The sequence below is a fragment of the Nitrospira sp. genome, from assembly GCA_024998565.1.
Lineage (GTDB): Bacteria > Nitrospirota > Nitrospiria > Nitrospirales > Nitrospiraceae > Nitrospira_A.
In genome coordinates, this window is record JACOEM010000004.1 from 113382 (window position 1) to 128238 (window position 14857).

General features: G+C 61.4%; 11 protein-coding genes. 7 read left to right on the forward strand and 4 right to left on the reverse strand.

Annotated elements, in window-relative coordinates; translation table 11 throughout:
* The first annotated feature begins 141 nt into the window (after window positions 1–141).
* The gene (locus tag H8K11_08550) at window positions 142–1635 is read left to right on the forward strand and encodes a CPBP family intramembrane metalloprotease (GenBank protein ID MCS6263796.1); all 1494 of its coding nucleotides are present in this window, start codon (window positions 142–144) and stop codon (window positions 1633–1635) included.
* A 19-nt stretch (window positions 1636–1654) separates the two neighbouring features.
* On the opposite strand, the gene H8K11_08555 is transcribed toward H8K11_08550, so the two are convergent.
* Window positions 1655–2557, reverse strand: coding sequence for a hypothetical protein (locus tag H8K11_08555; GenBank protein ID MCS6263797.1), 903 nt, complete (start codon window positions 2555–2557; stop codon window positions 1655–1657).
* A 17-nt stretch (window positions 2558–2574) separates the two neighbouring features.
* On the opposite strand from H8K11_08555, the gene H8K11_08560 reads away from it, so the two are divergent.
* The 5 genes from H8K11_08560 to H8K11_08580 all read left to right on the forward strand — a co-directional run bounded on the left by H8K11_08560 (window position 2575) and on the right by H8K11_08580 (window position 9891).
* A complete protein-coding gene (locus H8K11_08560; protein MCS6263798.1) occupies window positions 2575–3717 on the forward strand; it encodes a sensor histidine kinase in 1143 nt (380 codons plus the stop codon).
* Window positions 3714–4358 (forward strand): response regulator transcription factor, encoded by a 645-nt coding sequence (locus H8K11_08565; protein MCS6263799.1) that lies wholly within the window; start codon window positions 3714–3716, stop codon window positions 4356–4358. Before H8K11_08560 ends, H8K11_08565 begins: the two co-directional genes overlap by 4 nt.
* 166 nt (window positions 4359–4524) lie before the next feature.
* Window positions 4525–4944 (forward strand): response regulator transcription factor, encoded by a 420-nt coding sequence (locus H8K11_08570; protein MCS6263800.1) that lies wholly within the window; start codon window positions 4525–4527, stop codon window positions 4942–4944.
* A gap of 49 nt (window positions 4945–4993) precedes the next feature.
* A complete protein-coding gene (locus H8K11_08575; GenBank protein MCS6263801.1) occupies window positions 4994–5194 on the forward strand; it encodes a hypothetical protein in 201 nt (66 codons plus the stop codon).
* Window positions 5195–5412: 218 nt separating this feature from the next.
* Entirely contained in the window at window positions 5413–9891 is a 4479-nt protein-coding gene (locus tag H8K11_08580; protein ID MCS6263802.1) for a DEAD/DEAH box helicase, read from the forward strand.
* Window positions 9892–9921: 30 nt separating this feature from the next.
* Here the strand turns inward: H8K11_08580 and H8K11_08585 are convergent, their stop codons facing one another.
* A complete protein-coding gene (locus H8K11_08585; protein ID MCS6263803.1) occupies window positions 9922–10776 on the reverse strand; it encodes a universal stress protein in 855 nt (284 codons plus the stop codon).
* Between the two features lie 68 nt (window positions 10777–10844).
* Complete coding sequence (locus H8K11_08590; GenBank protein ID MCS6263804.1) at window positions 10845–11240, reverse strand: DUF3015 family protein; 396 nt, start codon at window positions 11238–11240, stop codon at window positions 10845–10847.
* Between the two features lie 252 nt (window positions 11241–11492).
* Between H8K11_08590 and H8K11_08595 the strand changes: the two genes are divergently transcribed.
* Window positions 11493–11933 carry a hypothetical protein gene (locus H8K11_08595; GenBank protein ID MCS6263805.1) on the forward strand — a complete coding sequence of 147 codons (441 nt, stop codon included), beginning with the start codon at window positions 11493–11495 and terminating at the stop codon, window positions 11931–11933.
* An 88-nt stretch (window positions 11934–12021) separates the two neighbouring features.
* Here the strand turns inward: H8K11_08595 and H8K11_08600 are convergent, their stop codons facing one another.
* Complete coding sequence (locus H8K11_08600; protein MCS6263806.1) at window positions 12022–14301, reverse strand: DUF2330 domain-containing protein; 2280 nt, start codon at window positions 14299–14301, stop codon at window positions 12022–12024.
* Window positions 14302–14857 lie beyond the last annotated feature (556 nt).

The window sequence follows — 14857 nt, forward strand, 5'->3', positions numbered from 1 at the left end:
GAGCGTAGTATAACGAAACCGAATGGGATTCAGCCATGGGATTATCCGCAGTTCCCCCCTGCAATCTTCACGGCGCCGCGCCAGTTTCGCCTCTTGAAGGCCGGTGGTATACTCCGGCGCCAATCACGCTCCGGAGGACCTGTGGACGCAGACGAATCGACCGGCCCGACATCGCAGACGCCCGCATCTCCGCCGCCCTGCGTGGGGGCGCCTCCTCCCCCGCATGCCTACGATCCCGGCTTCTCCCGTGCCATCACCTGGTTGTCGGCGGTCGTGCTCAGTTCGTCCATTGCGGTGGTTGCCTGGTTATCGTTCGATGTGCCGCGTGTGGATCGGGTGCCGGATGCCGAGCGAGCGCTCAGTCATATGGTCGGGCGCTTGATGGATCAGGAAGACGGGCTCAAGACCCTGCCGGTCTGGGAACAGTTTCTCTATGAAGTGACGATGGGCGGTGACGCGAACGATCGTGAGCAGGCGATTGAATGGTATCGCGAACTCGCTGAAGAATCGTCCGACCCCTCTGTCGATTTGCATCTGGCGATCCTGGAGGGAGAGTCCGGGCACCTGGCGGATGTACAACAGAAAATGGCTCGATGGGTTCGACAGGGTGAACCGTACCCGGCCTTTGCCAGGCTACTGCAAGCGGGATACGTGGATGCCCGTGTGCCTCCCGCTTCGGGCTTCGAGTTGCAGGCCTATCTGGCCGAGCAGCCCGTGTCAGGGTGGTTCTACAGCCGTCTGGCCACTCGAATCGCCGAACGAGCCGGAGACCGGCCCTTGCTGGTGACGATCGAGACCTCGTCGCAGCAGCGGGTGGAGACAGTGCTGTGGCGCTCCCGGGTGTTTGCCTTACTCGAATTGACGCTCATGATCGTGGGGTTGTTCGTGCTGGTGTGGTGGGTCCGGCGGGGGCAAGGCACGGCGATGTTGCGCGTGGGGTCCGCGGAGCTTCCGCCACTCTGGGCCGGCCGATTGGGCGCGGGGGTGTTACTGCGCGGGGGGGCGGTGGGCGCCCTGTTGACCGTGGCGTTTCTCTATATCGCCGGCGATTATCCATCGTTGCGGGTGGTCGCGGTGCCGCTGTCGAACCTTCCCCTGTTGGCCTTGGCCTACTACCATCTGCTCCGGCCCCAGAGGCAGACGTTCTGGCGCGGATTCGGGTTGTGCATCGAACCACGCCATCTGGGGCAATTGGGGTTGGCGGTGTTGGCGGTCGTGGCCGCGGGCCTCGTGGGCGAATGGGTACTGGGCCGGATCGCGGAACCGTTGAAGTTGATCAGCCACTGGACCGAGTGGTTCGATGCGGATCTCGCGTGGGGATCGTCGCCGACCCTCATGGTCAGCCTGATGGAATACGTGTTCTTTGCGCCCGTCTTTGAAGAATTGGCTTTCCGCGGCTTGCTGTTCGGCGTGTTTCGTCGCCGGTTTCAGTGGGGCGTGGCTGCCATGCTGAGCGCGGCGTTGTTTGCGATCGCCCATGGGTATGGGTTGATCGGATTCCTCAGCGTCTTCTGGAGCGGGGTGATTTGGGCCTGGGCCTATGAACGGACCGGCAGCCTCTGGCCCGGAATGATCGGGCATGCCATCAATAATCTGCTGGTCTGTTTGAGTGTGATGGCCTTGTTACGGGCCTGAACACCGGTCGTCCGCGGCCTCACAGCCTGATGGGGGGCCGTCTGTCCGCTTCGATCGACTGGAGTGCGTCATAGAATTCCGGGTGCCGGAGCGTATAACCCACGTGTGTCAGGATCTTGTGATTCCGGATGCGTTTGCCTGATTCGCTGCGATCCGCCTGCCGAGCACTCACCACTCCCCACCTGCCTGAGACTTCCGCGCAAATATCGGCCCAGCGGCGCGGGTGTCCATCGCTCACATTGTAGGTGTCTCCGGCCTGTCCGCGTTGCAGCGCCAGGAGACAGAGGTGCGCCAGATCCTCAACATGGATGAGGTTGACGAACTTGTTCGTCGGACCGACGCGTCCTTGCCGGATCCATTCCACGGGGTTTCGATTCGGGCCGTAGATGCCGGCGACGCGCAGAATAATCGCTGCGTGATGCGTACGCAGGTATTCTTCGCCCTGCACGCGAGGAAGGCCGGTATTGATGGGATGGGCTTCGTCGATCCAGGCAGGAAGGTCATCCACGGGGCCGCCTTCCCGGTCATACGCAGAGGTACTGCCCAGCACCACCAACCTTCCGGGAGGGCGGCAAGAGTCTCGGGCAAATGCCTGGACCTGTTCGAGCGGTGTGGCGGGAAATGTCCAGATCAGGTCTGCGTCGGGAGGAAGTCCGGACCAGGTGCTCGGCTCCGCCAGGTCGAATCGAATGCGTCTCGATGGATCGACCTCACTCAAATGGCGATCGGGGTGACGGCTGCTGGCCAGGATGGGCAGGGATTGTTGCACGGCCAACTTGTAAATCCAGCGGCCGGTATACCCGGATCCCAGAATGACGAGGGTGCGTGGCGTGGTCATCGGCGCATCATACCTGAACGGCTGATCGGTTTGCTGCGCTCGACTCCGGCTTATTCTGGTTCTGGTCTCCGGCGAGCGACGCATGCTAAGATCCTGCCCTTATGAAACCCTTCAACGCCAGGCAGGAGCAGATGGGGGAAGGGAGCAGACACCCGGCCGATGACCCGTTGCATCGCCGACAGCGTCTCATGGTCGGGGCAGCGGGCCTGCTGGCGTGTCTCTTTTTCATTCTGGATCTCCAGTTGCCGCTCGGAGTGGCGAACGCGGTGCTGTACAGCGCCGTCGTCTTTCTGTCCGCGGCCAGCCAACACCGATGGCTGCCGGTCGGCACTGCCATCACCTGCTCGCTGTTGACCATCATGGCCGCTCCGTTCAGCCCCAGAGTGCCGGGCCTTCCGGCATGGTTTGAGTGGGGCAATCACCTGTTCAGTCTGTTCGGCATCTGGACTCCGGTCATGTTTATCTATCAGCGACGGCGCACGGAGTTACTGCTGAAGGAAGTCAATGAGCGGCTTGAGCAAGGAGTGGACGCGCGGACGGCGGACCTGGCCGCCAGCCGTCTGGCTCTGGAGCGAAGCGAAGAACAGTTGCATACATTGACCGGTCGGATTCTGACGGCGCAGGAAGAGGAGCGTCGGCGGATCGCGCAGGATTTACACGATGACGTCAATCAACGGCTGGCCTTGCTGATGTTGGATTTACAGGCAGTCGACCGGCAAATCGGGTCCGCTCCGGCCGAAGCTCAGGAGGGTATCCGCACCGCTCTGAAGGGGCTGGAGGAGCTGTCGGACGATGTGCGGTTTATGGCCTATCGATTCCATCCCTCCATTCTGGACGATCTGGGGTTGAAAGCGGCCTTGCAGCGGTTGCTGGATGATTTTTCGAGCCGCACGGGGGTGAAGGCGCTGTTTGTGCACCAGCCGCTCGATCACCAGCTCGACAAAACCACATCGACCGCCGTGTACCGGGTTATCCAGGAAAGCCTGTCGAATATCGCGCGACATGCCAAGGCCACCCGGGTGGAGGTGGAGGTGACGGTCGAAGACGAGGGGTTGGTCGTGGTGGTGCGTGACGACGGCAGAGGGTTCGATCAACTGGCGATCGATCGGGCCGAGGGCGGCCTGGGGTTGTTGAACATGCGAGAGCGGTTGCTGGCGGTGCAGGGGGCCTGCGAGGTGGAATCCAATCCGGGACGGGGAACGACGGTGTCGATGTATGTGCCGTTAGCACGGGTGGCGACATGACTCTGCCGCGCGTGCTACTGGCGGATGATCACACGCTGGTGTTGGAAGGGTTTCGGCGGCTGCTGGATGATCAGTGTGAACTGGTCGGGACCGTCGGGGACGGGCGTGCCCTGCTGGAGGCCATTCCGGAGTTGAAGCCGGATATCGTGATTCTCGACATCTCGATGCCGGTGCTGAACGGGATCGATGCGGCCCGTGTCCTGAAGGTCAAGTTTCCCCAGGTCAAAGTGGTCTTTATCACGATGCATGCCGATCCGGCCTATGTGCGGGCGGCCTTCGAGGCCGGCGCCTCCGCCTACCTGCTCAAACGCTGCGTGGGCGAAGAACTGGGGCAGGCGATACGGGCTGTGCGGGGCGGGAACTTCTATGTGACCCCTCTGGTGACTAAGGATGTGGTGGAAAGTATGTTGCGCGGGATCGATGGCGGGGCGCCGTCGGGTCCGGAACTGACCACCCGTCAGCGCGAAGTGCTGCAATTGCTGGCCGAAGGCCATACAGTAAAAGATATTGCCGGCACCCTCAAAATCTCCCCGCGCACCGTTGAGTTCCATAAAGGCCAGATCATGGAACAGCTCAATCTTCACACCACCGTCGAACTCGTCAAATATGCCTTGGCCCAGGGATTGACCAGCCAGACATAGTTGGCTTCCTACCGGTGTCTCCCCTTCCTCTCTTGAGTTACTAGTCAGAATCCAGGTATTTTTTAGTTGAGATGACCCGCGTTGTTACGCGTGTGGTTTTCCCTTCACTTGCCTACTATACGTCTCCATTTTCTAAGCAGTGACTCGTAGGAATATGAGAAAAAAGATGTCGCGTCCACGTGTCCTCATCGGCGATTCCTCGCGGGCTATGCTGGCCTTTCTGGAGATCTTGTTGGAACCTCAATTCGAGGTCGTGTCTTCCGAAACTGAAGCGGAAGCTATTGTATTGACTGCAAGAAAAATCTCGCCGGAGTTGGTCATTCTGGATTTCTCTCTCTCGTTTCTGGAAGGGCTTGGGGCCGCCCGACAGCTGTATGAGACAATGCCGAACAGCAAGGTCGTGTTTTTTTCTTCGCATGAAGACCCTGTCTACGTCACGGCCGCATTCGAGGCCGGCGCCAGGGGATATCTCGTCAAGCATCTCACGGTCGACCTCGGGCATTATCTCGGCCGCGTGCTGCAAGGTGAACGGGTCTGCTGTCCGGATGGTCTTCACACGCGGGTGGCTCGCATGAAAGACACCTGACCGCCTGTTGTCCGGCCATGCGATGGATTCGCGCAAAAGGAGACCGACGATGGTTCGAGTCGTACCGATGTGTGAGTTGTGCCGCCGGGTTCGTGATGAGGGGACCTCGACCTGGGGGACGAACAGCTGGGTCGATTTTCCCAGTTACCTGGCACGACATGTCGTGCCGCCCTCTCAGGTGCGGTTTTCACGGGACTATTGCAGTGAGTGCCGGCTCTCCTGCGACATTTTGAAGACGTACGGGGGGTAATGGGGGCGAAAGTCATCGCTCGAAACATTCCCTCCGAAGCGTCTAGTGAGCATCATCCGTCGCGTCGCATCCTACCGGTCCTGATCGTCCCGATTTCTCTGTTCTGAACATCCCCATTGTCGGGATCGCCGCTGCCTCGCCTTCCATTTCCTCAATCCGCATCCGTGGCGGCTTGCGCGATGTGTTGTCGTTTCCTGTTGTGCTACGATGATTCTCTGATGTCTGCCCTGCCGTTTCATCCCGTCGTTGCCGAGTGGTTCACGACCCGATTCGCCTCTGCGACGAATGTCCAGATGCAGGCCTGGCCTGCAATTCAATCCGGTCGTGACGTGCTGATCTCAGCGCCGACGGGGTCGGGGAAGACCCTCGCGGCCTTTCTCTCCTGCATCGATACTCTCTTTCAGCAGGCGGTACGCTGTGAGCTGCGGGATGAGACGCAGGTGCTCTATGTCTCGCCGCTGAAAGCGCTGAGCAACGATGTGCAGAAAAATCTGCAACAGCCGCTCAGCGAGATCGGGCAGGCCGCGCTGGCTTCCGGCCTGTTGCTGCCGCAACTGCGGGTGGTGGTGCGTACCGGCGACACGCCCATGACCGAGCGGCAACAGATGCTTCGGCGTCCGCCGCATATCCTGATCACAACCCCCGAATCGTTGTTTATCCTGCTGACGGCGGAAAAAAGCCGGGCGATGCTGAAGACCGTGCGCACGGTCATCGTGGATGAAATTCATGCCGTGGCGCCCAATAAGCGAGGGGCGCATCTGGCCCTGTCGCTGGAGCGGGTGGCGGCGCTCACCGGCGCCGGAGTTCAACGCATCGGCCTGTCGGCAACGCAGCGACCCATCGAAACCATTGCGGAGTTCTTGGTGGGAAATAGAAACCCGTCAAGTGTCAATGGTCACACGTCATACGAAGCCGTCAGTCATCAGCCACCAGTGGTCGGATCTTCCGCAGAAGTCGGAAGCCATCCGCCATCCGCCATCAGCTCTGCGCCGTGCACGATCATCGACGTGGGCCATCGCCGCGATATGGATCTGGCCGTTGAAGTGCCGAAGGATGAACTCGGGGCCGTCGCGACGAATGCGATCTGGAGCGATATCTATGATCGTGTCGCCGCGTTGGTCGAAGCGCATCGCTCCACCCTGGTCTTTGTGAATACGCGGCGGCTGGCCGAGCGGGTGTCGCACTATTTGGAAGAGCGGTTGCGGCATCTTGGGGACGAGGTGGTCGCGGCGCATCACGGGAGTCTGTCGCGAACGATCCGTCTGTCGGCCGAAGATCGATTGAAAACGGGCGCCGTACGCGTGGTGGTGGCCACGGCATCGCTGGAGCTGGGCATCGATGTTGGAACCGTCGATCTCGTGTGCCAGATCGGGTCGCCGCGGTCGATTGCCACGGGACTCCAGCGGATCGGTCGGGCAGGCCATTGGGTTCATGCCATTCCCAAGGGCCGGCTCTTTGCTACCACCCGCGACGAATTGATCGAATGCGCCGCGTTGATCCGGGCGATCAGGGCCGGGGTGTTGGACCGCATCGAAGTACCGCCTGCGCCGCTGGATGTGTTAGCCCAGCAGATCGTAGCCGCCGCGGCGACCCAGTCGTGGGAGGAGGCGGAGCTCTACGATCTCTGCCGGCGCGCGATGCCTTACCGCGATCTGGATCGGTCGACCTTCGATGCCGTCGTCACCATGCTCGCAGATGGGTACGTGACCAGCCGGGGCCGAGGACGGGCCTATCTCCATCACGACCGCATCAATCACCACATTCGGGGGCGACGCGGCGCTCGCCTGGCGGCCATTACCTCAGGCGGTGCAATCCCCGACACGGCCAACTACGCCGTGATTGCGGAGCCGGACGGTACGGTGGTGGGGTCGGTCGATGAAGATTTCGCGGTCGAGAGTTTGGCCGGAGACATCATCCTGCTGGGCAACACGTCCTGGCGGATCAAAGGTGTGGAGACCGGCAAGATGCGGGTCGAGGATGCGCAGGGCGCTCCGCCGACGATCCCGTTCTGGCGCGGAGAGGCGCCGGCCCGTACGGCGGAACTGTCCGCGGAAGTGGCGCGTCTGAAGGCCGACATCGACCATCGGCTCGGTGCCGGTCAGGCGCTCTCCGCGGGCTCTGCACCGCCCGTGCAGTGGCTTAGGCGGGAATGTGGTCTCGACCAGCGGGGGGCGCAACAGGCGGTCGAATATATCCTGGCTGGCAAGGCGGTGCTGGGGCCGGTCCCGACGCAGCAGACCATCGTGGCGGAGCGGTTCTTTGACGAAAGCGGCGGGATGCAGCTGGTCATCCATGCGCCGTTCGGCGGGCGGATCAATCGGGCCTGGGGATTGGCCTTGCGGAAGCGGTTTTGTGTGACCTTCGACTTCGAGTTGCAGGCCGCCGCCACGGATGAAGGCATCGTCCTCTCGTTGGGGGAGAAGCACAGCTTTCCGCTCGAGACGGTGTTCGCGTTCCTGAACGTCAACACCTTGCGAGAGGTGCTCACGCAGGCGGTGCTGCAAGCGCCGATGTTCATGACGCGCTGGCGGTGGAACGCTTCGCGGGCCCTGGCCCTGCTCCGGTTTGTCGGAGGGAAGCGGGTGGCGCCGCAGATTCAGCGGATGCGCGCCGAAGATCTCCTTGCCGCGGTGTTTCCCGATGCAATTGCCTGTCAGGATAATTTCCAGGGTGCGCGAACAATCCGGCAGATTCCGGACCATCCGTTGGCGCAGGAGACGATCCGCGATTGTCTGACCGAAGCAATGGATCTCGACGGCTTGATCGCCGTGCTGGAGAAGATCGAACGCGGGGCCATTACTTGCCTGGCGATCGACACGCCGATGCCCTCGGCCTTCTGCCACGAAATTTTGAACGCCAATCCCTATGCCTTCCTCGATGATGCGCCGTTGGAGGAACGCCGGGCCCGCGCGGTGGATATGCGGCGCAGTTTGCCGCCTGAACTGGCGGGTGGCATGGGCGCGCTGGATCAATCGGCCATCGATCAGGTCAGTGAGGAGTCCTGGCCGGTGGTGCGGGACGCGGAGGAGTTTCACGATGCGCTGTTGTCGCTGGGCTGGGTGCCCTGTGAGCGAATGCCCGGCTGGGACTTGCTGGTACCGACGCTGGGGGCGGCCGGTCGCGTCGCGACTCTCTGGCAGGGAGAGACGAAGCTGGGATGGTTGGCAGCGGAGAATCGTCACTACGCCGGCCTGCTCTTTCCCGATGCGCGGATCGATCCGGCGACCGGCCCGGTTGATCCGATGGAACAGGTTGAGCAGGAAGAGGTCCTGAACCGGGTGGTCTTGGGATGGATGGAGAGCATCGGCCCGACGACGGCCAGGGAACTGTCGCTGACGCTGCATCTGTCCGAGTCGGACGTTCAGTCGGCGTTTCTGCGACTCGAGTCCCAGGGCCATCTGCTCCGTGGCCAATTCCGTCAGGCACTGAGTGCGAGATCTGAAACGAAAGATCCATCGTCTCACCTTTCACCTTTCACTTCTCACGAGTTTTGTCATCGCCGCCTGCTCGCCCGGATTCACCGGTTGACGATCGGGCGGTTGCGCAAAGAAATCGAGCCGGTCACGGCTGCCGAGTTCATGCGGTTTCTGTTTCAGTGGCAACATGCGGCACCCGGTGCGCGTCTGCACGGAGAGGCCGGACTGCTTGAAGTCGTCAAACAACTCGGTGGATTCGAGGCCGCGGCCTCGGCCTGGGAGTCACAGATTCTGCGCGTCCGCATGGCCAAGTATCAGCCTGAGTGGCTCGATCGGCTCTGTTTGAGCGGCGCGCTGATGTGGGGTCGCCTGACGCCGCATCCCCGCCTGATGCAGGAGTTGAATCCTGTGTCGGGGCGCCGGGTGATTCCGACCCGCGTTGCGCCCGTCGGCATCTTTGCGCGTGAAGATGGGCCGGTCTTGCTGGCGGCGGCCGGTGAGGAGTTGGCGCGTCTCGATCTGTCCGCGCGCTTGAGTGGTTCGGCGCAAGCCATCCGACATTGCCTGCAGGCGCGGGGCGCGAGTTTTTTCAGCGAGCTGTTGCATGGGACGCGGCTGCTGGCTTCCGAAGTGGAAGACGGGTTGTGGGAACTGGTCGCGGCCGGCCTGGTGACCGCCGACGGGTTCGACAATCTGCGTTCGCTGATCGATCCGAAGCGGCGGCGTGCCGAGGCATCGGATCGAAGTCGCCGGCCGCGCCATGTGGGTGGACGCTGGTCGTTGCTGCGACCGATGGAAAACCATCAGCCATCATCCGGCAGCTCTCAGCAGTCGAACTCTGCACCGGCTACGGAGCACCTGGCCCGGCAACTGTTGCAGCGGTATGGAGTAGTGTTTCGAGATCTTCTGGGGCGGGAGTCGACGGTCTCATCCTGGCGCGATCTGTTGGTTTGTTACCGGCGGCTCGAATTGACGGGTGAAATTCGCGGGGGGCGGTTTGTGAGTGGCTTTACCGGCGAGCAGTTTGCATTGCCCGGCGCATTGGAGTCGTTGCGGGCGCTCAAGAAGCGGCCTGGTGCTGCGACTCAGCAGGAGATCAAAATTTCCGCCGCCGATCCGTTGAACCTGGCGGGGCTCATTCTGCCCGGGCCACGCATTGCCGCGGTGCCGTCGAACTTCGTGGTCTTTCGAGACGGGATGGTCGTGCGTACGGTGACGGGACGCGAGACGAACGACCGGCCGGGGGCGCCGGTCGTCGAGGTCGGTCGCGTCGGCGGATAGGATGCAGGTCGGGTTTCGTGCGGTTCCGGATCAGATGAGCTTGGCCGGAATCGCCAGCAGCGGGCAGCGCGCGCCGCGGAGCACGCGTTCCGTGGTGCTGCCGCGCAGCATGTCCAGCAGGCTGTCCTGTGCCTTTGTCGCCATGACAATTAAGTCCACGTCGAATTCCGCCCCGGCCGCAAGAATCCATTCCACCGGATCGCCTTTGCCGAACAATTGATTCCAGGACCAGCCCGCTTTTTGCGGCAGCTCCAGCGCATTGACGTCCGGTTCCTTCCCCGCATGAACCAGGGTCAGCGTGACGGGCGGGGCGCTCAGTTCCGAGATCAGCGCGCTTGCGGCATCGATGGCGGGTTGGGAAGGCGGCTGGATGGAAATGGGCAGGAGTAAGCGCTGGAGCCTGGTCTGACCGGTTTCTCGGGATACGAATCCTTCCACGTGTGACGGGACAAACAACGTCTTCACCTGCATTTCACGGGAGACCGGTTCCGCGAGCGCGTGATGCACCCATCGGGCGAATCCTTCGTGCTGATGCGTGGCCAGCACCATCAGGTCCGTCGGCGACGCCGTCAGATGATGAATGATGGCCTGTTTGGCATCGGAGGCCAGAGCGCGCACCTTCCTGATCCGGATGCCCAGTTTGGTCACATCACCCTTGGAGCTGGATTCCGGCAGCAGTCCCCATTGAGCCAGAGTCGGGCGAATACGGGGGAAGTCTTCGAATCCCTCCGGAGAGACCGCCGGGTCCACATGCATGATCGTCAGCTCGGCACGAAACACCAGCGCCAGCTTGAGTGCATGGGCGAAGGCCACCTGGCTGTCCTGCGAAAAATCTGTGGGGTGGAAGATCCGATGAATCGTGAACGGAGGGTGCAACGCATTCATGTCGATGTCGAACTCCAGTGAGGTGCTGTGATCGTCACTGCTGCCGGCTCGCCGACCGGCGGGAACGGCTAGCGCAGCGCGGATTGCAGATCGTTCACCAGGTCGGTGGTCGAGGTGCTTCCGGTCCGGCTCCAGCGGCTAAATGAGTCTTGCGCGAACGGTTGAAATACCGAGGCATCGGAGGTGCCCATGAGGCGGTCCAACGAAGCCAGGTACTCACCCTGCCCGCGGGCCGTATCGGCTTGAAGATTGTCCGCATTGTAGGCGGTGAAGGCCGCAACCTTGTGTGCGGGGTTCAGCAGGCCGTCTTCGTTCCACCAGATGCGTCCCGAGGTGGTGCCGGTGATGTTCGAGGTTGTGTCCGTCGTTTCCTTGAAGGTCGCTTTGAACGAGCAGGCCGAGAGCAGCAAGACGAGAGAGACTCCTCCGAATGCGACGACGATCCGGCGATGATTGGCAATCATGCGTAGACTCCTTTCGGGAAGCGAACAGACTCGTGCCGCGACTATACCATAGTGGAGACCAAATTGAGCCAGGTGAGAGATCGGGTATGCTCGTGTAAGTCCGGATGGTTTCCGGGCCGTCACCGTTGACAATAACGCGGAGCATGAGCACAATCGTCAAGGCCTTGATGGGGCGGAACTTCGGGCGAGGCGGTCTGGGGGAACAGCGGACCCAGGGGCCGGCGCACCCCGGGAAGATGAGGAGGCTTGAAGATGAAGACACGCGTGTTGCTGTATGGGCTTGTCGGCGTGGTGCTTGGCGTTGCGCCGGTGCGGGCGGAATCGGTTCCGATGAAGCCGGGCGAGTATCAAGTGACGGCCGTCACCGACGCCAGCAACGGCGAGGCAGGGAAGCCGGACACCCGCACTCGCTGTGTCAGGGAGGAGCATCTCGCCAATCCGGATGCCGTCTTTAACTACTACGCCTTGAACGGGTTTCAGCCCAACCCGTCCAGCAGGGTGGTGAATGTGTCGATCCAAGGCGGGAAGGTCAGTTATGACATCGAAGGTGTCTACGCGGTCACTCGTGTGGAGGGGACGGTGTCTCCCACCGGGTTTTCCGTGGTCCGCAAAGCGACGCCCAAGGGCGATCATGCGCTGTCGGTGACCATGAAAGTCGACGCGAAACGAACCGGAGATTGTCCCGGCAAGTGATGCCGTTCGGGCTGTGCGTTGAAGCTACGATATGCCTGTTGATGCGGAGGCCGGGCTGTCCCGGCCTCCGGCGTTTCGACTGTTCCCGCTAGTTCATCCACAAGCGCTGATACCATTTCTTCTCCTCGCCGGCCGGCAACGAGGCGATGTTCATCGTTTTGCGGATGTCACCGATGTTCCAGCCCGTCAGTGACGCCAGCGTTTGCGCCTCCCGCTCATATCGCTCCCGCAGTTGATGCCGGTACGCCGTGGCGGCGGCGCATTCATCGATTCCGGTCCAGGGATGGCGCAGGATATAACGCGCCTGGAAATTACTGCGATCCGAGGTCTCCTGGAATATCAGGTCTTCAGGAAAATGCGCGGCGTCGTAGCGCACGTGCAGCCGGGTAAGGAACACGTTCTGTGCCATCGGCAGGCCCTTGCCCGTCCGTCCGGTTCCATCCTGCCAGAAGACGCCCAAACCGCGGAGTTCGTCGGCAGTGAGCGGATTGGCCGCACAGGGATCGCACCAGTTCATATCCCAGGCATATTCCATGAAGACGCCGCGCTCGCTTTCCCGCTTCACCTGCTGGCTGAACAGGTCGCGATAGAACTCGCCGAATTTGTCCTTCACGTAGAGCGGAAGTTCCTGTGCCTCCGGGAGTCGCACGGTCCGGTAGTTTGTCGTCTCGACCCGACCCTGCTTCGTCAGGAAATAGATAAACAGCTCCTGTGCGCCGTCGGCATTCACCGTGCCGAGCCGGATCGGCAACATGAACTTCGGCGATTCGAATGCAATCTGAAGCGGCCGGAGGTGCGTCAAGCCGAGCTTCGCCTGCTCGCCCAGATTCACCTTCGCCACGAAAAATTTCATGCCCTGTTTGAGATAGCTATGGAGGACGACCGACGCCCCGTTCGGGATGCGATAGCCATTCTCGGTTAGCCAGCTTTCGAGCCCGATGCTCTCCTTGGCCGAGAGAATCAGGATGTCGTACTCCCCGACTGTGTATTGGGCTTCGACCGTGACCCCTAAAGCCTTGTCGCGCTCACGGGCCGACGCTGCAGCCGGGGCCATGCTTTTCATCGCGTCCATGCTCCGGCGCTCCATCAGTTCAGAACGCAGGCAGGGATTCTCGTCGAAGTATTCCACGAGCCGGGGTGCCGAGTAGTCGGCCAGATGCTTCAGCACCGCCGGATTGCCGACATGAATCTGCTCCTTCTCCAGGATGGTCGGCACCGGCACCACCAGCGCAAACTCCTTCACATCCCCTTTGAAGTCGTTCGCCATGGTGATGACCGTTTTGTGCTCGTGTCGCGCGATGGCCACTTCAGAGGCCTTGTTGAAGAGTTGGGTGTCGGCCTTGCCGACGTAGAAACCGCAAAAGGCCGAGGCCTCGCCGCTCCATGCGAGCAGGCCGAGGGCGAATAACAATGAAGGCACGATGGTACGTCTCATAAGAACCTCCTTGGTTGGTGACACGAGAGGAACGGGGACAGACTGATGCCTAGTCACGACTGACGGTCGGCCATTGACGGGTAACGACGCGTTTGGTGACGCGCTACCAGTCGATGGCCTGGCCCAGGCGTAACGAGCCCCGGGAAACAGATGGTCGAGTAGTGGGACGAGTGGTGTGCAGGCGATCAGCCCCCACAGCGGCCCATTCGGGCGGAACAATCCGAATTGGACATAGAGCGCGGCGAGGGCAACGCAGAGGGCATAGACGATTCGCCCGGCGCGGGAGTCGGGTGTGGTTTTGGGATCGGAGATCATGAAGAAGGCAAAGATGAGGAGTGCTCCGCTTTCGACCTGGTGGAACGGAATTGCAAGCGGATCGCCCAGCCACAGCGCTCGCGCGTAGAGCAGCCCGAGGTAGAAGGCGAGAAAGGCGAGGGTCACGTCGGCCCTCGCCGCGCGGGTCACCACGAGGCTGCCGAGGCAAGCAATGAGAAAGCCGAACCAGGCGACCTGCCCCCATTGTCCCGGCGAGATCCAACCGAGCCCGCACGCGAGCATGACGGCAAGAGCGAGGTTCGTCGGATTGAACAGGTGCTTGTCCTGCCAGCGAAAGAGGAACTTGCTGCCGATGGCAATGACGGAAGCCAATGCCGCGATGGCGAGATGGTCGGTGCGGAGGAGGATGCAGAGGGAGAGCGACGAGATGAGCGCGCTTTTGGGATCGAAGAACGGAAGCGTGGCGAGGCGGGTTCCGGCATACTGAGCGAGCAACGCTGTTCCGATGGTGACGGCGATATGCCGGAGGCTCACGTCGAAGTGGAGCCAAAACAGACCGTATGTCAACAACGTTCCCAAGCTGGCGATTTGGTAGAGGCGGGGATCGCGCCGATGAACTGATGGATTCGATTGGGATTTGCCCTCGGTGAGCTCCATGTGTCCTCCCTTCACAGGAGGATATGGGGCGAGGGGAGGAATCCTTTCAGGCCTGGAGGCAGGCTGTGTAAGTGATCGAATTATAATGGTGATGGTCGGTACTTCGACGGCAAACTTTAGGAGAGGCCACGGCTGACGAAGAGCGGGCAGCTTCGGTTTCGCTATGATGCGATGCAGAGCGGTTGCTGCTGTGCACGTTGCTGTTCGCCGTGCGCCTCATCGGAGCAACAGAGCGGCGCGACGGTGCCTGGTTTGGCTATCGGTCGGCAGCTGGCGCCATAGCGAAAGCCTTTGTGCCCATCTCTTCCATCCGTGGCAGAGAGAGAAGGTTTTGTCGAGCACGCGCTTCTATGAGGAGTGCGCAGGCTTCGAGGGGTTTTTGCTTTAGGTAGGATCCGTGATTCCGAAGATTCCTTGCCTTGTCAATTCTCCATGTCCTGCTAGAATGCCCGCTGTCCGTTACGTTGAGGATAGAGGAGCGGAAATAGTCTCGGGGAAGCATTACCGAGAAATAGTCCAGGAATGCTTTGAGGTCCGGAAACGATTCCCGACACCA